This window comes from Arcobacter arenosus, assembly GCF_005771535.1.
GTDB classification, from domain to species: Bacteria; Campylobacterota; Campylobacteria; order Campylobacterales; family Arcobacteraceae; genus Halarcobacter; species Halarcobacter arenosus.
Genome location: NZ_VANU01000002.1, coordinates 399,752 through 413,547 on the forward strand (window position 1 = coordinate 399,752; position 13,796 = coordinate 413,547).

The 13,796-nt window shown below is 29.8% G+C and carries 18 protein-coding genes and 6 tRNA genes; 21 read left to right on the plus strand and 3 right to left on the minus strand.

Features of this window, described 5'->3' with window-relative positions; translation table 11 throughout:
* Positions 1-61: 61 nt before the first annotated feature.
* A complete protein-coding gene (locus tag FDK22_RS06480; protein ID WP_138152096.1) occupies positions 62-574 on the plus strand; it encodes a hypothetical protein in 513 nt (170 codons plus the stop codon).
* 57 nt (positions 575-631) lie between these two features.
* On the opposite strand, the gene FDK22_RS06485 is transcribed toward FDK22_RS06480, so the two are convergent.
* The 3 genes from FDK22_RS06485 to FDK22_RS06495 form a co-directional block, all read right to left on the minus strand.
* Entirely contained in the window at positions 632-2,200 is a 1,569-nt protein-coding gene (locus FDK22_RS06485; RefSeq protein ID WP_138152097.1) for a DUF3373 family protein, read from the minus strand.
* 215 nt (positions 2,201-2,415) lie between these two features.
* On the minus strand, positions 2,416-2,739 hold the full coding sequence (locus FDK22_RS06490; RefSeq protein ID WP_138152098.1) for a cytochrome C: 324 nt from the start codon (positions 2,737-2,739) through the stop codon (positions 2,416-2,418).
* Positions 2,740-2,906: 167 nt separating this feature from the next.
* Complete coding sequence (locus FDK22_RS06495) at positions 2,907-3,230, minus strand: cytochrome C (RefSeq protein WP_138152099.1); 324 nt, start codon at positions 3,228-3,230, stop codon at positions 2,907-2,909.
* A 95-nt stretch (positions 3,231-3,325) separates the two neighbouring features.
* Between FDK22_RS06495 and FDK22_RS06500 the strand changes: the two genes are divergently transcribed.
* The 20 genes from FDK22_RS06500 to FDK22_RS06595 all read left to right on the plus strand — a co-directional run bounded on the left by FDK22_RS06500 (position 3,326) and on the right by FDK22_RS06595 (position 13,791).
* A complete protein-coding gene (locus FDK22_RS06500) occupies positions 3,326-4,654 on the plus strand; it encodes an NFACT RNA binding domain-containing protein (RefSeq protein ID WP_138152100.1) in 1,329 nt (442 codons plus the stop codon).
* A 52-nt stretch (positions 4,655-4,706) separates the two neighbouring features.
* Positions 4,707-5,465 carry a phosphatidate cytidylyltransferase gene (locus FDK22_RS06505; protein WP_138152101.1) on the plus strand — a complete coding sequence of 253 codons (759 nt, stop codon included), beginning with the start codon at positions 4,707-4,709 and terminating at the stop codon, positions 5,463-5,465.
* Positions 5,462-6,529 (plus strand): 1-deoxy-D-xylulose-5-phosphate reductoisomerase, encoded by a 1,068-nt coding sequence (dxr, locus tag FDK22_RS06510; RefSeq protein WP_138152102.1) that lies wholly within the window; start codon positions 5,462-5,464, stop codon positions 6,527-6,529. Before FDK22_RS06505 ends, dxr begins: the two co-directional genes overlap by 4 nt.
* Positions 6,519-6,797 carry a hypothetical protein gene (locus FDK22_RS06515; protein WP_138152103.1) on the plus strand — a complete coding sequence of 93 codons (279 nt, stop codon included), beginning with the start codon at positions 6,519-6,521 and terminating at the stop codon, positions 6,795-6,797. Before dxr ends, FDK22_RS06515 begins: the two co-directional genes overlap by 11 nt.
* A complete protein-coding gene (locus FDK22_RS06520) occupies positions 6,797-7,228 on the plus strand; it encodes an Lcl C-terminal domain-containing protein (protein ID WP_138152104.1) in 432 nt (143 codons plus the stop codon). Before FDK22_RS06515 ends, FDK22_RS06520 begins: the two co-directional genes overlap by 1 nt.
* On the plus strand, positions 7,228-7,782 hold the full coding sequence (locus FDK22_RS06525) for an RBBP9/YdeN family alpha/beta hydrolase (protein WP_138152105.1): 555 nt from the start codon (positions 7,228-7,230) through the stop codon (positions 7,780-7,782). The genes FDK22_RS06520 and FDK22_RS06525 overlap by 1 nt, the downstream gene beginning before the upstream one ends.
* Positions 7,783-8,781: a tRNA (adenosine(37)-N6)-threonylcarbamoyltransferase complex transferase subunit TsaD gene (gene tsaD, locus FDK22_RS06530; RefSeq protein ID WP_138152106.1), complete on the plus strand. Its 999-nt coding sequence runs from the start codon at positions 7,783-7,785 to the stop codon at positions 8,779-8,781.
* Between the two features lies 1 nt (position 8,782).
* Positions 8,783-9,133 (plus strand): SUI1 family translation initiation factor, encoded by a 351-nt coding sequence (locus tag FDK22_RS06535; protein ID WP_138152107.1) that lies wholly within the window; start codon positions 8,783-8,785, stop codon positions 9,131-9,133.
* A gap of 111 nt (positions 9,134-9,244) precedes the next feature.
* The gene (locus FDK22_RS06540) at positions 9,245-9,607 is read left to right on the plus strand and encodes a NifB/NifX family molybdenum-iron cluster-binding protein (RefSeq protein WP_138152108.1); all 363 of its coding nucleotides are present in this window, start codon (positions 9,245-9,247) and stop codon (positions 9,605-9,607) included.
* 66 nt (positions 9,608-9,673) lie between these two features.
* Positions 9,674-10,045 carry a permease gene (locus FDK22_RS06545; protein WP_228711642.1) on the plus strand — a complete coding sequence of 124 codons (372 nt, stop codon included), beginning with the start codon at positions 9,674-9,676 and terminating at the stop codon, positions 10,043-10,045.
* Entirely contained in the window at positions 10,045-10,551 is a 507-nt protein-coding gene (locus tag FDK22_RS06550) for a permease (protein WP_138152110.1), read from the plus strand. The genes FDK22_RS06545 and FDK22_RS06550 overlap by 1 nt, the downstream gene beginning before the upstream one ends.
* An 8-nt stretch (positions 10,552-10,559) precedes the next feature.
* Positions 10,560-11,945: an NAD(P)H-hydrate dehydratase gene (locus tag FDK22_RS06555; RefSeq protein WP_138152111.1), complete on the plus strand. Its 1,386-nt coding sequence runs from the start codon at positions 10,560-10,562 to the stop codon at positions 11,943-11,945.
* A complete protein-coding gene (gene cutA, locus FDK22_RS06560; protein WP_138152112.1) occupies positions 11,942-12,250 on the plus strand; it encodes a divalent-cation tolerance protein CutA in 309 nt (102 codons plus the stop codon). Before FDK22_RS06555 ends, cutA begins: the two co-directional genes overlap by 4 nt.
* A gap of 27 nt (positions 12,251-12,277) precedes the next feature.
* Positions 12,278-13,057, plus strand: a complete 780-nt coding sequence (locus FDK22_RS06565; protein WP_138152113.1) for a thiazole synthase — start codon at positions 12,278-12,280, stop codon at positions 13,055-13,057.
* Positions 13,058-13,167: 110 nt separating this feature from the next.
* Positions 13,168-13,245, plus strand: a tRNA-Pro gene (locus FDK22_RS06570).
* Positions 13,246-13,258: 13 nt separating this feature from the next.
* Positions 13,259-13,335 (plus strand) — tRNA-His (locus tag FDK22_RS06575).
* 13 nt (positions 13,336-13,348) lie between these two features.
* Positions 13,349-13,425 (plus strand) — tRNA-Arg (locus FDK22_RS06580).
* Between the two features lie 72 nt (positions 13,426-13,497).
* Positions 13,498-13,582, plus strand: a tRNA-Leu gene (locus FDK22_RS06585).
* Between the two features lie 35 nt (positions 13,583-13,617).
* Positions 13,618-13,692 (plus strand) — tRNA-Gln (locus FDK22_RS06590).
* 22 nt (positions 13,693-13,714) lie between these two features.
* Positions 13,715-13,791, plus strand: a tRNA-Met gene (locus tag FDK22_RS06595).
* Positions 13,792-13,796 lie beyond the last annotated feature (5 nt).

The window sequence follows — 13,796 nt, forward strand, 5'->3', positions numbered from 1 at the left end:
TAAATGAACTTAAATTTATTCTTAAGTGTTATTTTTCAATATATTTTTGATAGAATTAACTATGATTTTAAACTTATCAAAAATAAAAACTGAGAGCTTACTATTGTTTTGTAAAGATTTAATTGCATCTTATAAAGATAAAGATGAAATTATTTTTGAAATTGATGAAGATATAAATAGATATATTGATGATATTTCAAATGAGATGTATAAACAAATTGAAAAATGTACCTTCCCAAATGAACACTATATAGCAAATAGAAACCATTATAGAATTAAAGCAGTTTTACAAAGCTACAATTTCATAAATAAAAGAGTTTCAAAAGAACTTGAAGGTGGAAAACTTTTTAATCCTGCAATGTTATATTTTTCTATGCTTGCGGTTTGGTTTAAAGAATTAGATAAAGAATCAAAATCAAAAGAATATATCTACTTTACTATATATCCATATGCAAATGTATATGATAAGTTACTTGTAAATATAAAAGATGAAAAATTTAAAAGATTAAATATTGAGATGATTGAATTAGCTGAAAAAGTTGTTTTTGATTTAGATAAGATTTCTTTTAGATAAAAAGTTTAATAGGAAAATAAAAAGAGGAGAACCTCTTTTTATTTTGTATATACATTTTTAGAATGTATATCTTACGTAAGCTCTAATATCTTGAGCTTCTTTTACTGCATCTTGTTGTTGTGCAGCTACACTATTGATATCATACGGTGTACCATCAGCCCCAAAGAAAGAGTTTGAACCTGTGTAGTCATATTTAATATTAGTATAACTTAATCCCCATGATAGTGCATTGTTGATTTTTTGATTTCTATAAATTTCCCAAGCTGTACCTCTTGCCGCAATTTTAGAACCAGCATATGAATCTTCTCCATAAGTCATTGATCTCCAGTATTTGCTCCCTTTATTCCATTCAACACCAATTCTTGAATCATTAGGTGAAATTGGACAAGGAGCATTTACTCCAACCCAAATTGAATGACCTGTTTCAGATTCTGTTGAACCTAACATTCCTCCTGGAACATTTGCATTTGGATCAGTTTTTGACATTGCAAATGATGCAAATACTGTAGTATCATCTAAATAATCAGATATTCCATCTCCAATACCATATGCTTTTAATAAAATTGTTGCATAATCTATATTACCTACTGATTTAAAAGATGGTATTGCCATTTGCATTGCATATGCATTTGCTGCTGTAGGTGTAGTCATATATGTTTGATATGCTGTATTAAAAGATGATAATGATGCACCATCAAACCCAATTAAATCCCATGCATGTGCATAATTTAAATGAATTGAGTATTGACCATCATCGTATGGTACAGCAATAAATCCTAACATATCAACATCAGCATTTTTTGAATTATCTGTAGAATAAGCTGGGCTAAACATATCAAATCTTGGAGTTGCATTTGTTAAACCTCTACCACCACAGATTTTAATCCAAGAACCAGGAAGTCCTAAAACTTTTTCAGTATCAAGTTTTAATGAGTAACCATCAAACTCTACATCAACTACATGTGATAATGGAGAATTTGCTTTTTGCATATTTCTCATATTTATTGGAAGTCCATCAGTTGAAGGTCTTCTACCAACAGAAACAGTCCATGGAATATCAAGTCCACCAATTGTTTTATCTTTATATAACCAATATGCTTCTTTTACTTTTAGTGTATTATCAGTAGCATTTTCATTTGTTACCCAATCAAAATCTGCATAACCAGGAGTTGTATTTGATTGTGAGTGATTTGCAGTATCTCCCCATGCTTTGTTATATGAGATTTTACCTTTAAATACTGTATTATCGTTTGGAGCATATGCTGCACCTAACCATAATCTATTAGTTAATAGGGCATTATTTTTAGGTTTGTTACCATTAACTGTTTTATATTGAATATTATCAACTTGCGTTCTAAAGTCAATATCCCATTTGATATTATCACTTGCACTTTGTTTTTTTGCGCCAAGTGCTAGTTTTTTATTACTTTGAACTTGTTTTTCTAATTTTGTGAATCTTTCATCACTAACTGCTTTTTCAGTTTTTTCAAATTTACTTTCTAATGCAGCAATTTGAGCTTTTAACATCTCAATTTGTTTTAACATAGCTTCATTGCTTACATCTGCAGCGAATGAAGTTGTAGACAATGCAGCAATTGCTGATAGGACAACTATCGATTTTTTCATTTTCTCTTCCTTTGTGTTAAATAGTTTAAAAGGATTATATAACAATTTATTTAAGTTAAATTTAAGAATAGATAATCATTTGTTATGATAATTAAAACTAAAACTTATAATATTAACTTATATTATATAAAACTTTTTGCCAAGTAAAAAAAGGAGAATTTAAAATCCTCCTTTTCAAAAATAATTTAAATCTAATGATAAACCTTATTCATAGATTAACAAGATGGAACATTTCCTGAATCACTTGCATATTCATATGAGAAATCATAAATATGTTGAATCCATTTCTCTTTAACATCGTCAGCTTTTACATTTGGACAAATTTTAATCATCTCGTCAACAAATTTACCTTCACTCATAATTGTTTTCCACTCACCTTGAGTGTGTTTAACCGCGAATTTAGCGCCATTGAAACCACAAGGCTTTTTGAATTTTTTAATAAAAATCTTTTGACCTTTTACTGGGTCAGCTGATGCAACAGTTGTTGCAATACCTAAAAATACTGTAGCTGCTAGAGCTATTTTAAGAAGTTGTTTCATAACTTTTCCTTTTAATTTTAATATAAGCTGATGTAATTATATAATGTAAAAAATTAAGGTAAGATTAATTATGAATAAGTATTCATTATAATTTTGATAAATTAGAGATAAAAAAAGGGAGAAAGTAAAACTTTCTCCCTTTTTATAAGTTTATATTATATTAAATATTAACAAGATGGAACATTTCCTGAATCACTTGCATATTCATATGAGAAATCATAAATATGTTGAATCCATTTCTCTTTAACATCTTCTGCTTTTACATTTGGACAAATTTTAATCATCTCATCAACAAATTTACCTTCATCCATAAGTGCTTTCCATTCACCTTGAGTATGTTTAACTGCGAATTTAGCACCATTGAAACCGCAAGGCTTTTTAAATTTTTTAATAAAAATCTTTTGCCCCTTTACTGGATCCGCTGATGCAGTTGAAGCTGCAATACCTAAGAATACTGTAACTGCTAATGCAATTTTAAGTAAGTTTTTCATTTAACTCTCTCCTTATCTAATTATAATTTGGCTACAATTATAGCACATGTTGATAAAAAACTGCTGTAATCTTAATAAGTAAAAGTGAATTTATTGTGAAATACTATCTATTGAAAGAAGTGATTAACTATTTATCTATAAATGCCCAAAATATAAAGCTTTGTAAACGAATCGATAATAATACAATTATAATTGAATTTAATAATAGAAATATTATTTACTTCGATATGAGTAAGGGAAATAGTTTAATTTATAAAAGAAAAGAAGATCCAAAATCTAAAAAAGATTTTAATGCACCTTTTGATGTTGTACTTCAAAAAAGGTTTATTAAGTCAAAAATAGAAGATATTTCTCTTTATAACGATGATAAAATTATAAATATAAAAGTAAGCTCATCTTCCTCATATAAAAAACTAACAACAATACTACAATTGGAGTTTACAGGGAAACATACAAATATTATCATATTAGATGAAAATAGAGTGATATTAGAAGCTTTAAGACATATTGATGAGTTTTCTTCAAGCAGAGTTGTTAAAGTTGGAATAAAACTAGAAGAGATTCCTAAACAAAACTTTATACCTAAAATTGAGAAGGTAGATAATATAGAAGAGTATCTTTTTAATGTTTATGAACAAATAGAAGAAAAAAATATTCAGAATATAAAAAAGCAAAAAATTTCTCAAGTTGAAAAGAAATTAAGAAAACTAGAAAAAACTGTAAAATCTTTACCAAAAAAAGAGGACTTAGAGGAAGAATCAACTAAACTTTATGAAAAAGCAAATTTAATTCTTGCAAACTTACATATGATTAAGCCTTATCAAAAAAGTTTTAAAACTTATGATTTTTCTGGAAATGAAGTGGAAGTTACATTAGATGAAAAGTTTCAAGCTTCAACATATTCAAATGAACTATTTAAAAAAGCGAAAAGAGCTAAACATAAAGCAAACAATATAAAAATAGAAAAGGATAATTTAGAAGAGAAAATTGAGTTTTTAAATAAATTGATTTTAAATCTAAATAATTCAAAGTCTATAGATGAAATGGAGTTTTTATATCCTAAGAAACAAAAGAATCAAACAAAAACAAAAAAATCACAGATGTATGAAAGTTTCTTTTTTGAAGGATATAAAATTATGTTAGGAACTAGTGAAAGGGAAAATATCTTTTTGCTTAAAAATAGCAAAGCAAGTGATTTTTGGTTTCATTTAAAAGATAGACCATCATCCCATGTAATTGTACAAAATACAAAAAAATCATTGCCTGATAATGTTATTGAAAAAGCAGCAATAATTTGCGCACAATTTTCAACAGATCATAGTGGAACTTATGAGGTTGATTATACCCAAAGAAGAAATGTAAAAATACAAAATGGAGCAAATGTTTTATATAACCCTTATACAACTACTGTAGTAAAAACTTAAGAAAAGGCAAACTTTAGTATAATCAAGCTTTATTCCAAGAACTAGGTTTCATATGACAGAGATAATAAAATCAAGTGGTACTAGAATCAAAACAGGTGTAATTCTAATTTTAGCAGTTTTACTTATAGGATATATTGACTCATTTTTTATAATGTGGCTTTTATTTGGAGGACTTCTTGTAATTTCAATAAGTGAATCAAAAAAGCTCTATAAAACAGAAATTGACTTTGTATATCTATACACTGGTGTCTTATGGTTTGTAGCATATTTTTATCCAAATCCAGAAGATTTAATATTTGTATTAGCTATTGTTTACGCTTCAGTATTAGCTTATAAAAAAAGTATTGATACAAAAGCTTTTTTAATTCTTTTATATCCAACAGCTTCTTTTTTATTCTTATTCTCACTTTATATTGAATATGGAGTTATGTCTTTATTATGGTTACTTGTAATTGTTGCAGGTGCAGATATAGGGGCATATTTTGTAGGAAGAAGTATGGGGAAAACAAAATTTTGTGAAACAAGTCCAAATAAAACTATTGAAGGGGTTATTGGAGGTTTAGTTGTTGCAATTATTTTAGGAACTATTTTTTCAATTGATAATCTATCAACATTTGGAGCAATAGTTATTTCTCTTATTGTTGCTTTAGCTTCTGTATTTGGAGATTTATTTGAAAGCTATTTAAAAAGAGAAGCAGAGGTAAAAGATAGTGGAGATATTTTACCTGGCCATGGTGGAATTTTAGATAGAACAGATGGGTACCTTTTTGGCGGAGTTATAATGTTAGTTCTTTTACGAGCAATAATGTGATAGTTTTAGGAAGTACTGGCTCAATTGGGGTTAATACCCTAAATATTGCAAGAAAATTTAATCTAAATATTGAAGTTTTAGTTGCTGGTAGAAATATTGAAGTTTTAAATAAACAAATTGCGGAGTTTAAACCTAAAAAAGTAGTAATCGCTAATAAAGATGATATCTCAAAGGTAAATCACCCAAATGTATCTTTTGGTGAAGATGCCATTTTAGATGCAATTGAACAAAGTGAAGCTAAGACTGTTGTAAATTCACTTGTGGGTTTTTTAGGATTAAAACCAACTTTAAAAGCAATAGAGTGTGGTAAAAAAATTGCCCTAGCAAATAAAGAATCACTTGTTGTAGCTGGGAAATTTATTGACCAAAGTAAATTAAGTCCAATAGATAGTGAACATTTTGGATTATGGTATTTACTACAAGATAAGAAAATAGATTCTATGACAATTACTGCTAGTGGTGGTTCATTTAGAGATTATCCATTGGATGAACTTAAAAATGTATCAATAAAAGAAGCTTTAAATCATCCAAACTGGTCAATGGGAAATAAAATCACTATTGATAGTGCAACTATGACAAACAAAATGTTCGAGCTTTTAGAAGCTGCATGGTTGTTTAATACTTCAAAGTTAGACGCAATTATTGAAACAAAATCACTTATTCATGCAATGGTAAATTTTACCGATGGAAGTACAACAGCTCATATTGCAAATGCTTCAATGCAACTTCCCATTGCCTATGCAATACTTGGACGTTGTGATGAACCAATTTTAAAACCTGTAGATTTGCTGCAAGTTGGAAGTTTAGAATTCAAAGAGATTGAAGTTTCAAGATATCCAATTTGGGAAGTAAAAGATGAGATTTTAAAAAATCCAGATTTAGGAGTTGTTTTAAATGCAGCAAATGAAGTGGGTGTTTACAAGTTTTTAAATGGGGAAATAGGATTTTTAGATATTTCAAAAACAACATTAAATGCATTAAATAAATTCAATAATGTAAAACCTCAAAATATAGATGATATTTTTGAGATTGATAAACAAGTTAGGGGTTTTTGTGAGTCTTGATTTATTGATTCCCTTTGGAATATTACTAGCTTTGGTAATATATTTAATTTATACAAGAACGAAATTTGAAAAAAATGTTGTGAATATTTATGAGAAAAAATTTGATGAATGGAAAAAACACGATAGTTCAAATGATAGAAAAGAAAAACCATGTAAAGAGCTTGTTGGATTAATTTATAAAGAAGAGTATAATATAACTATGGAACTTCTTGATGAAAGTGTGAAATCACAAATTCAAAGAGGAAAGTTTACTTTAAAGGATAAATGATGAGATATTTATTCTTGGTCTTACTCTTGATTAGTTTTAGTTTTTCTAACGATTTTAGAAGAGACGGAATAAGAAAAGTTGTAGTTGATTCAACTGCAAAATTAATGTGGATTGATAATTTTTCAAATGTAAAAAATAGATTAAATCACAGTGATGCAACAGATTATTGTGAAAGCTTATCTTATGCTGGATATGATAATTGGAGACTACCTACAATAGAAGAGTTTGAACTTATTGTGGATAAGACAAATGAAAGAAGTTATATAAATAGGGCATTTAAATTTAATATGCCCGTTGGATATTGGGCAAGCAAAGCCCATTGGCGTACATTTTGGTTTTATGCTGATTATATGTTTTTTGTAAGTGGAACGCCATATTATGACAGTCGTCATAAAAAGAAATTTGTAAGATGTGTAAGGGATATTAATTAATGAAAGAAAAAAGAGTTTTAATACTTCATGGTTTAGGTGGGAGTGATTTTCCCCATTGGCAAGCAAATTTAGCTAGGGATTTAATTGAACAAAATACTCCGGTGTCATTTCCTACTTTGCCAAATAGAGATAATCCAGATTTAAATGAGTGGAAAGAGTTTTTAAAAAAAGAGATTGAACATTTTAAACCAACTATAGTTGTTTGTCATTCTTTAGCAAATCTTTTATGGTTTCACACTTGCGAAGAGTTAGATATAAAATTAGATAAGTTAATGTTAGTTGCACCAGTTAGAGATAAAGTTTTAGATGATGCTCCAACATTTTTCCCTTATCCTCTTCCTGAAGATTTAAAGTCAGTTGAAGTAATTATGGCAACTTCTACAAATGACCCATATATTACAGTTGAAGAGGCTATTAGATTAAGTAGTAAAATAAGAGTTGGAATGAAAATACTTGAAGATGCTGGACATATAAATGCTGCTTCTGGTTATGGAAAACTTGATTGTGCTTTAGAGTGGTTAAATAGAGTTGATGAGTGTGAGGAAAATAGATAAATGATTTTATCAATCGAATCTTCTTGTGATGATAGTTCAATTGCAATTACCCAAATTGAATCAAAAAAACTAATCTACCACAAAAAAATATCTCAAGAATTACAACATAGTGTTTATGGTGGAGTTGTACCTGAATTAGCTGCAAGACTTCATGTTGAAGCACTTCCAAAAATACTTGAAGAGTGTAAAGAATATTTTCCAAAACTAAAAGCAATAGCTGTAACAAATGCCCCAGGGCTTTCAGTAACCCTTATGGAGGGTGTAACTATGGCAAAGGCTTTAAGCATTAGTTTAAATCTCCCATTAATAGCTGTAAATCATCTAAAAGGACATATCTATTCACTATTTATTGAAAAAGAAGAAAATTTTCCAACAACTATCCTTTTAGTTTCAGGGGGACACACTCAAATAATCGAGGCAAATGGATTAAATGATATGAAATTAGTAGCTTCAACACTTGATGATAGTTTTGGTGAAAGTTTTGATAAAGTAGCAAAAATGATGAATCTTGGTTATCCAGGTGGACCAATTGTTCAAGAAAAAGGATTAAAAGGGAATGAAAATAGATTTGATTTTCCAGTTCCTTTAAGACAGAGTCCAAATATAGAGTTTTCATATAGTGGACTTAAAAATGCAGTTAGAATGCAAATAGAAAAACTTGAAAATGAAGGAAGTTTGACAGAAGAAGATATTTGTGATATTTGTGCTTCCTTTGAAAAAACAGCAGTTGCTCATATCATGCAAAAGATGAAAAAATATTTTAAATCTAATAGACCAAAAAACTTAGCAATAGTTGGTGGAGCAAGTGCAAATATAAGACTTAGAACTGCAATTGAAGAGTTGTGTTCTAAAAACAACACAAAACTATTTTTAAGTGAATTGAAATATTGCTCTGACAATGCCGCTATGATAGGTCGTGTAGCAGTTGAACAATACAAGATAAATGAATTTGTGACTGTTGAAGATATTGATGTACAAACAAGATTAAAAGGGTTTTAAAATGGGTGGTTTAGCAGATTTATTAGCTCAAAATATGGGTGCTACTTTAGATGGTGATACCCACGATACAAAAAAAGAGGAGAAAAAAAATCCAAAAAAATCTTCATCTGAGATATTACCTAAAAACCAACACCAATTAGTTTTTACTTTTGAAAAAAGAAAAGGTAAACCAGTAACTTTAGTTGGAAGATTTTATATTCCTGAAAATGAAAAAAAAGAAGTTTTGAAACTTTTGAAGAAAAAACTTGCTTGTGGTGGTAGTATAAATAATGAATGGATTGAACTTCAAGGTGATGTAAAAGATAAAATTAAATCAGTTTTAGAAAAAGAAAACTGGAAATTCAGGAAATAATATAAATTTTACTTATATCTAATATAATCTATTCTTAATAAATAAGTAAATATAATTTTACTATTAGAAAGATATGTATAATTAATCATTAGTTTATAAAAAGGAAAAAAGATGAGATTAGTATTTCCTACTAATGAAAATATGGGTTATTTAAGTAAAAGAGGTGCACATTTTGGAAAGGCAAAATTTTATACAGTTATAACTTTAGATAATAAAAAGATATCTGATGTTGAGGTTGTAGAAAATGCAGGTCATTCTGGAGCTTGTTCTGGTGCAGTAACAAATATTATGGCATTAAACCCAGATGCACTTATAGTAAGTGGAATTGGAGCTAACCCAGCAAGAGGTTTTTATGAAGCTGGACTTGATGTGTATTTTGACAAAGAGAGTAAAAAAGTTCAGGACTCTATTGAAATGTTTATTGATGGAAAATTAACAAAACTTCAAAACGAAGGAACGTGTACATCACACTAAAATAATATGAAAAATAAAAAAAGTATAAAAGAAGCATTTTACAAAGCCCTTAAAGGTTTTACTTCAATGCTTCCTATACTTTTTGCAATCATTCTTCTTTTAGGTCTTTTTGATACCTATATCACAAATGAAATTTTAATTTCGTTATTTACTTCCAACTACTTTTTTGACACAGTTATTGGTACTAGTATGGGTGCAGTTTTAACTGGAAACCCTATGATTAGCTATATTCTTGGTGGTGAGTTAACTACTGCAGGAGTATCTTTATTTGCTGTAACAGCATTTATTTTGTCATGGGTTTCTTTGGGAATTGTTCAACTACCTGCTGAGGTGGAAATTTTTGGTTTAAGATTTACTTTTTTAAGAACTTTACTTACATTTATATTTATAATCCTCATCTCATTTTCAACTGTTTTAACTTTAAATTGGATTGCCTAATGAAAACAAAAGGGCTAGAGTTTAAAGGGATTAAATTTCTTTTTTTTGTTATAATCATTCATATATTTATATTTTTGTATGATAAAACTAATAGTAGTTTAGCTCTTACAAAAAGCTATGAAGTATTATTAAAGCTATTACCTATTTTTGTTGTAATTATATTAATGACAACTTTGATAAATTATTTTTTGAAACCAAAAGCAATAATGAAACATTTTGGAAAAGATAGTGGGATTAAAGGATGGATATATGCAACATTAGGGGGAGTTATTAGTCACGGCCCTATGTATGCTTGGTATCCAATGATAAGTGAATTAAGAGAAAATGGATTAAAAGATGGGCTTTTAGTTACTTTTATGTTTACAAGGGCAGTTAAAATACCTTTTATACCAATTATGATTGATTATTTTGGTGTTTTATTTTGTGTGATTTTTTTGACAAATATTTTAATTGCTGGGATATTACAAGGAATACTCTTTGAGGCTTTAAAGAAAAAAAGAAATTAGGATTTTCTATGCAAAAAATTTTTTATGAGGTAAACTCTTTGGATAAAAGATGTTATGAGAAGTTTGCCCTTACTGAAGATATACTAATGGAACATGCAAGTTCTTCAATGGCTAGCTATATTGAAAACAATTTTGAAAATGATAAAACAGTTTTAATTGTATGTGGAGTTGGAAATAATGGTGCAGATGGGATTGCTTTAGCTAGATTACTTTATTCAAGGTTTAATGTAAAACTATATATTCCTTATGGTGTTAAATCACAAATGGCACAATTACAATTAAAAAGGGTAAATTTAATTGGAATTGATATTGTTGAAGAGATTTGCCAATGTGATATTGTTGTTGATTGTTTATTTGGAAGTGGTTTAAATAAAGATTTAGACAAAAGTTCTCAAAAATTAATTGAAAATCTAAATCTTCTTGATGCTTTTAAAATTGCTTGTGATATCCCAAGCGGAATAAGTTCAATAGGAGAGATTACAACTGTTGCTTTTAATGCAGATATAACAATTACTATGGGAGCATTAAAGGTTTCATTGTTTTCTGATATGGCAAAAGATTATGTGGGTAAAATTGAGGTCTCAAACCTTGGAGTTCAAAGGGAAATTTATGAAGAGGATTCAACTCTTTTCTTACTTGATAAAGAGGATATGAAACTTCCTTTTAGAGATAAAAAAGATGCCCATAAAGGAACATATGGACATCTAAATGTTGTAGCAGGGTCAAAAAAGGGTGCAGGAGTAATTGCAGCTAAAGCAGCCTTTGGTTTTGGAGCAGGGCTTGTAAGTGTTATTTGCCATGAGTGTATAGATTTACCATATCATATTATGCAAACTCATAAATTAAGTGAAAACTGTACAGCTATTGCAGTTGGCATGGGACTTGGTAATTATGAAGAAAAAGAGATTGAAGTAATTTTAGAATCTAACATCCCAACAATAATAGATGCTGATTTATTTTATGAAGATGTGATTTTAAAAGCTTTAGATAAAAATGTTGTTTTAACTCCTCATCCTAAAGAGTTTTGTGCTCTTTTAAAACTTACTGGTATAGCTAATATTGATGTGCCTACATTACAAAAAGATAGATTTAAATATTTAAGTGAATTTTGTACTAAATATCCAAAAGTAGTATTACTTTTAAAAGGTGCAAATGTTTTAATAGGACAAGATAAAAATATTTATGTAAATAGCTTTGGAAGTGCAGTTTTAAGTAAAGGTGGAAGTGGAGATGTTTTAAGTGGTCTTGTAGCTGGATTATTAACTCAAGGTTATAGTTGCTTAGATGCAGCAATAAGCGCAAGCCTTGCCCATACAATTGCCGCAAACAACTATAAAAAGAACAATTATTCTTTAATCCCATCAGATTTAGTTGAAGAGGTTAAAAAGTTATGAAACCAATAGTTGTTCAAACTACATGCCATGATGAAAGTGAAGCAAGAAAAATTGCAAGAGTTCTAATTGAAGAGTCTCTGGCAGCTTGTGTACAAATGAGTAAAATAGAGTCTTTTTATAAATGGCAAGATGAATTTTGTAATGATGATGAGGTGCTTCTAAACATAAAAACCAAAAAAGAAAACTTCAAAAAAATCAAAAGCAAAATTAAAGAATTACATAGCTATGATGTACCGGAAATTATCTGTATAAAAATGGAAAATTTAAGTAAAGATTACAAGAAATTTATATGTGAAAACTGTTAAAACAGTTTAAATGGAGGAAAAATAAAAATGAGTGATATCCTAAAAATAGGTGAATACGAATTTAATAGTAGGTTAATTGTTGGTTCTGGAAAGTATAAAGATTTTCAAACAACTAAAGATGCAACATTAGCTTCAGGAAGTGAATTAATTACTGTTGCAATTAGAAGAGTGAATATTACAAATCCAAACGAAGAAAACCTATTAGACTATTTTAAAGATACAAATGTAAAACTACTTCCAAATAGTGCAGGGTGTTTTACAGCAGAAGAAGCAATTACAACTTTTAGACTTATGAGAGAAGCAACTGGTATTGATATTATTAAACTTGAAGTTATTGGTGATGCACAAAAAACTTTATACCCAGATGTTATTGAGACAATAAAAGCTTGTGAAGTGTTAAAAAAAGATGGCTTTACAATTATGGCATATACTTCAGATGATCCAATTATTGCAAAACAATTAGAAAGTGCAGGGGCAGATGCGATTATGCCTTTAGCTGCACCTATTGGTTCAGGATTAGGTATTCAAAATCCATATAATATTGCATTTATTAGAGATGCCGTTTCTGTACCAGTTTTAGTTGATGCTGGATTAGGATGTGCATCAGATGCTTCATATGCAATGGAATTAGGGGCAGATGGTATTTTAGCAAACACTGCAATTGCACAAGCACAAGATCCAATGGCAATGGCTGAAGCTTTTAAATATGCAACTATTGCTGGAAGATTGAGTTATAAAGCGGGAAGGATCCCTAAAAAACCTTATGCAACAGCAAGTTCACCTGTTGATGGATTAATCCAATTTTAGTGAAAAAGTAGGAATTTTGAAAAAAAATCCTACTTTCCACAAAAAACCCTTGACAATGTAAAAAAAACATAGTATAATTCCGTCCACTTTTTGAAGAAAGAGTGACTGTTCGGGGCGTAGCGCAGTCTGGTTAGCGCACCTGGTTTGGGACCAGGGGGCCGGAGGTTCGAATCCTCTCGCCCCGACCATTTTTTGTAAGTGGTAGGTATAGCTCAGTTGGTTAGAGCATCGGGTTGTGGTTCCGAGGGCCGTGGGTTCGAATCCCATTACTTACCCCATTTTTTATTTATTGCGTCTGTAGCTCAGCTGGATAGAGCACACGCCTTCTAAGCGTGCGGTCAAAGGTTCGAATCCTTTCAGGCGTGCCACTTTTATAGATTTGAGTTGATTTTTCAACTGAATCTTTTTTTTTGTCTTCTTGAAGACACTTTTTTAATGTTGCGGATGTGGTGAAATTGGTAGACACGCCAGACTTAGGATCTGGTGCCTCACGGTGTGGAGGTTCGAGTCCTCTCATCCGCACCACTTTATAAAAACAAGCATTTCATATTATCTTGAACTGGGGTATCGCCAAGTGGTAAGGCAACGGTTTTTGGTATCGTCATTCACAGGTTCGAATCCTGTTACCCCATCCACTTTGGATAAAATCTTTCAAATCGCGGGATAGAGCAGCTAGGTAGCTCGTCGGGCTCATAACCCGAAGGTCAATGGTTCAAATCCATTTCCCGCAACCAAATCA

Coding starts and splice junctions, on each gene's coding strand:
- FDK22_RS06480 (WP_138152096.1), top strand. CDS start 62: ATGATTTTAAACTTATCAAAAATAAAAACTGAGAGCTTACTATTGTTT.
- FDK22_RS06485 (WP_138152097.1), bottom strand. CDS start 2,200: ATGAAAAAATCGATAGTTGTCCTATCAGCAATTGCTGCATTGTCTACA.
- FDK22_RS06490 (WP_138152098.1), bottom strand. CDS start 2,739: ATGAAACAACTTCTTAAAATAGCTCTAGCAGCTACAGTATTTTTAGGT.
- FDK22_RS06495 (WP_138152099.1), bottom strand. CDS start 3,230: ATGAAAAACTTACTTAAAATTGCATTAGCAGTTACAGTATTCTTAGGT.
- FDK22_RS06505 (WP_138152101.1), top strand. CDS start 4,707: ATGACAGAGATAATAAAATCAAGTGGTACTAGAATCAAAACAGGTGTA.
- FDK22_RS06520 (WP_138152104.1), top strand. CDS start 6,797: ATGAGATATTTATTCTTGGTCTTACTCTTGATTAGTTTTAGTTTTTCT.
- FDK22_RS06525 (WP_138152105.1), top strand. CDS start 7,228: ATGAAAGAAAAAAGAGTTTTAATACTTCATGGTTTAGGTGGGAGTGAT.
- tsaD (WP_138152106.1), top strand. CDS start 7,783: ATGATTTTATCAATCGAATCTTCTTGTGATGATAGTTCAATTGCAATT.
- FDK22_RS06535 (WP_138152107.1), top strand. CDS start 8,783: ATGGGTGGTTTAGCAGATTTATTAGCTCAAAATATGGGTGCTACTTTA.
- FDK22_RS06540 (WP_138152108.1), top strand. CDS start 9,245: ATGAGATTAGTATTTCCTACTAATGAAAATATGGGTTATTTAAGTAAA.
- FDK22_RS06545 (WP_228711642.1), top strand. CDS start 9,674: ATGCTTCCTATACTTTTTGCAATCATTCTTCTTTTAGGTCTTTTTGAT.
- FDK22_RS06550 (WP_138152110.1), top strand. CDS start 10,045: ATGAAAACAAAAGGGCTAGAGTTTAAAGGGATTAAATTTCTTTTTTTT.
- FDK22_RS06555 (WP_138152111.1), top strand. CDS start 10,560: ATGCAAAAAATTTTTTATGAGGTAAACTCTTTGGATAAAAGATGTTAT.
- cutA (WP_138152112.1), top strand. CDS start 11,942: ATGAAACCAATAGTTGTTCAAACTACATGCCATGATGAAAGTGAAGCA.
- FDK22_RS06565 (WP_138152113.1), top strand. CDS start 12,278: ATGAGTGATATCCTAAAAATAGGTGAATACGAATTTAATAGTAGGTTA.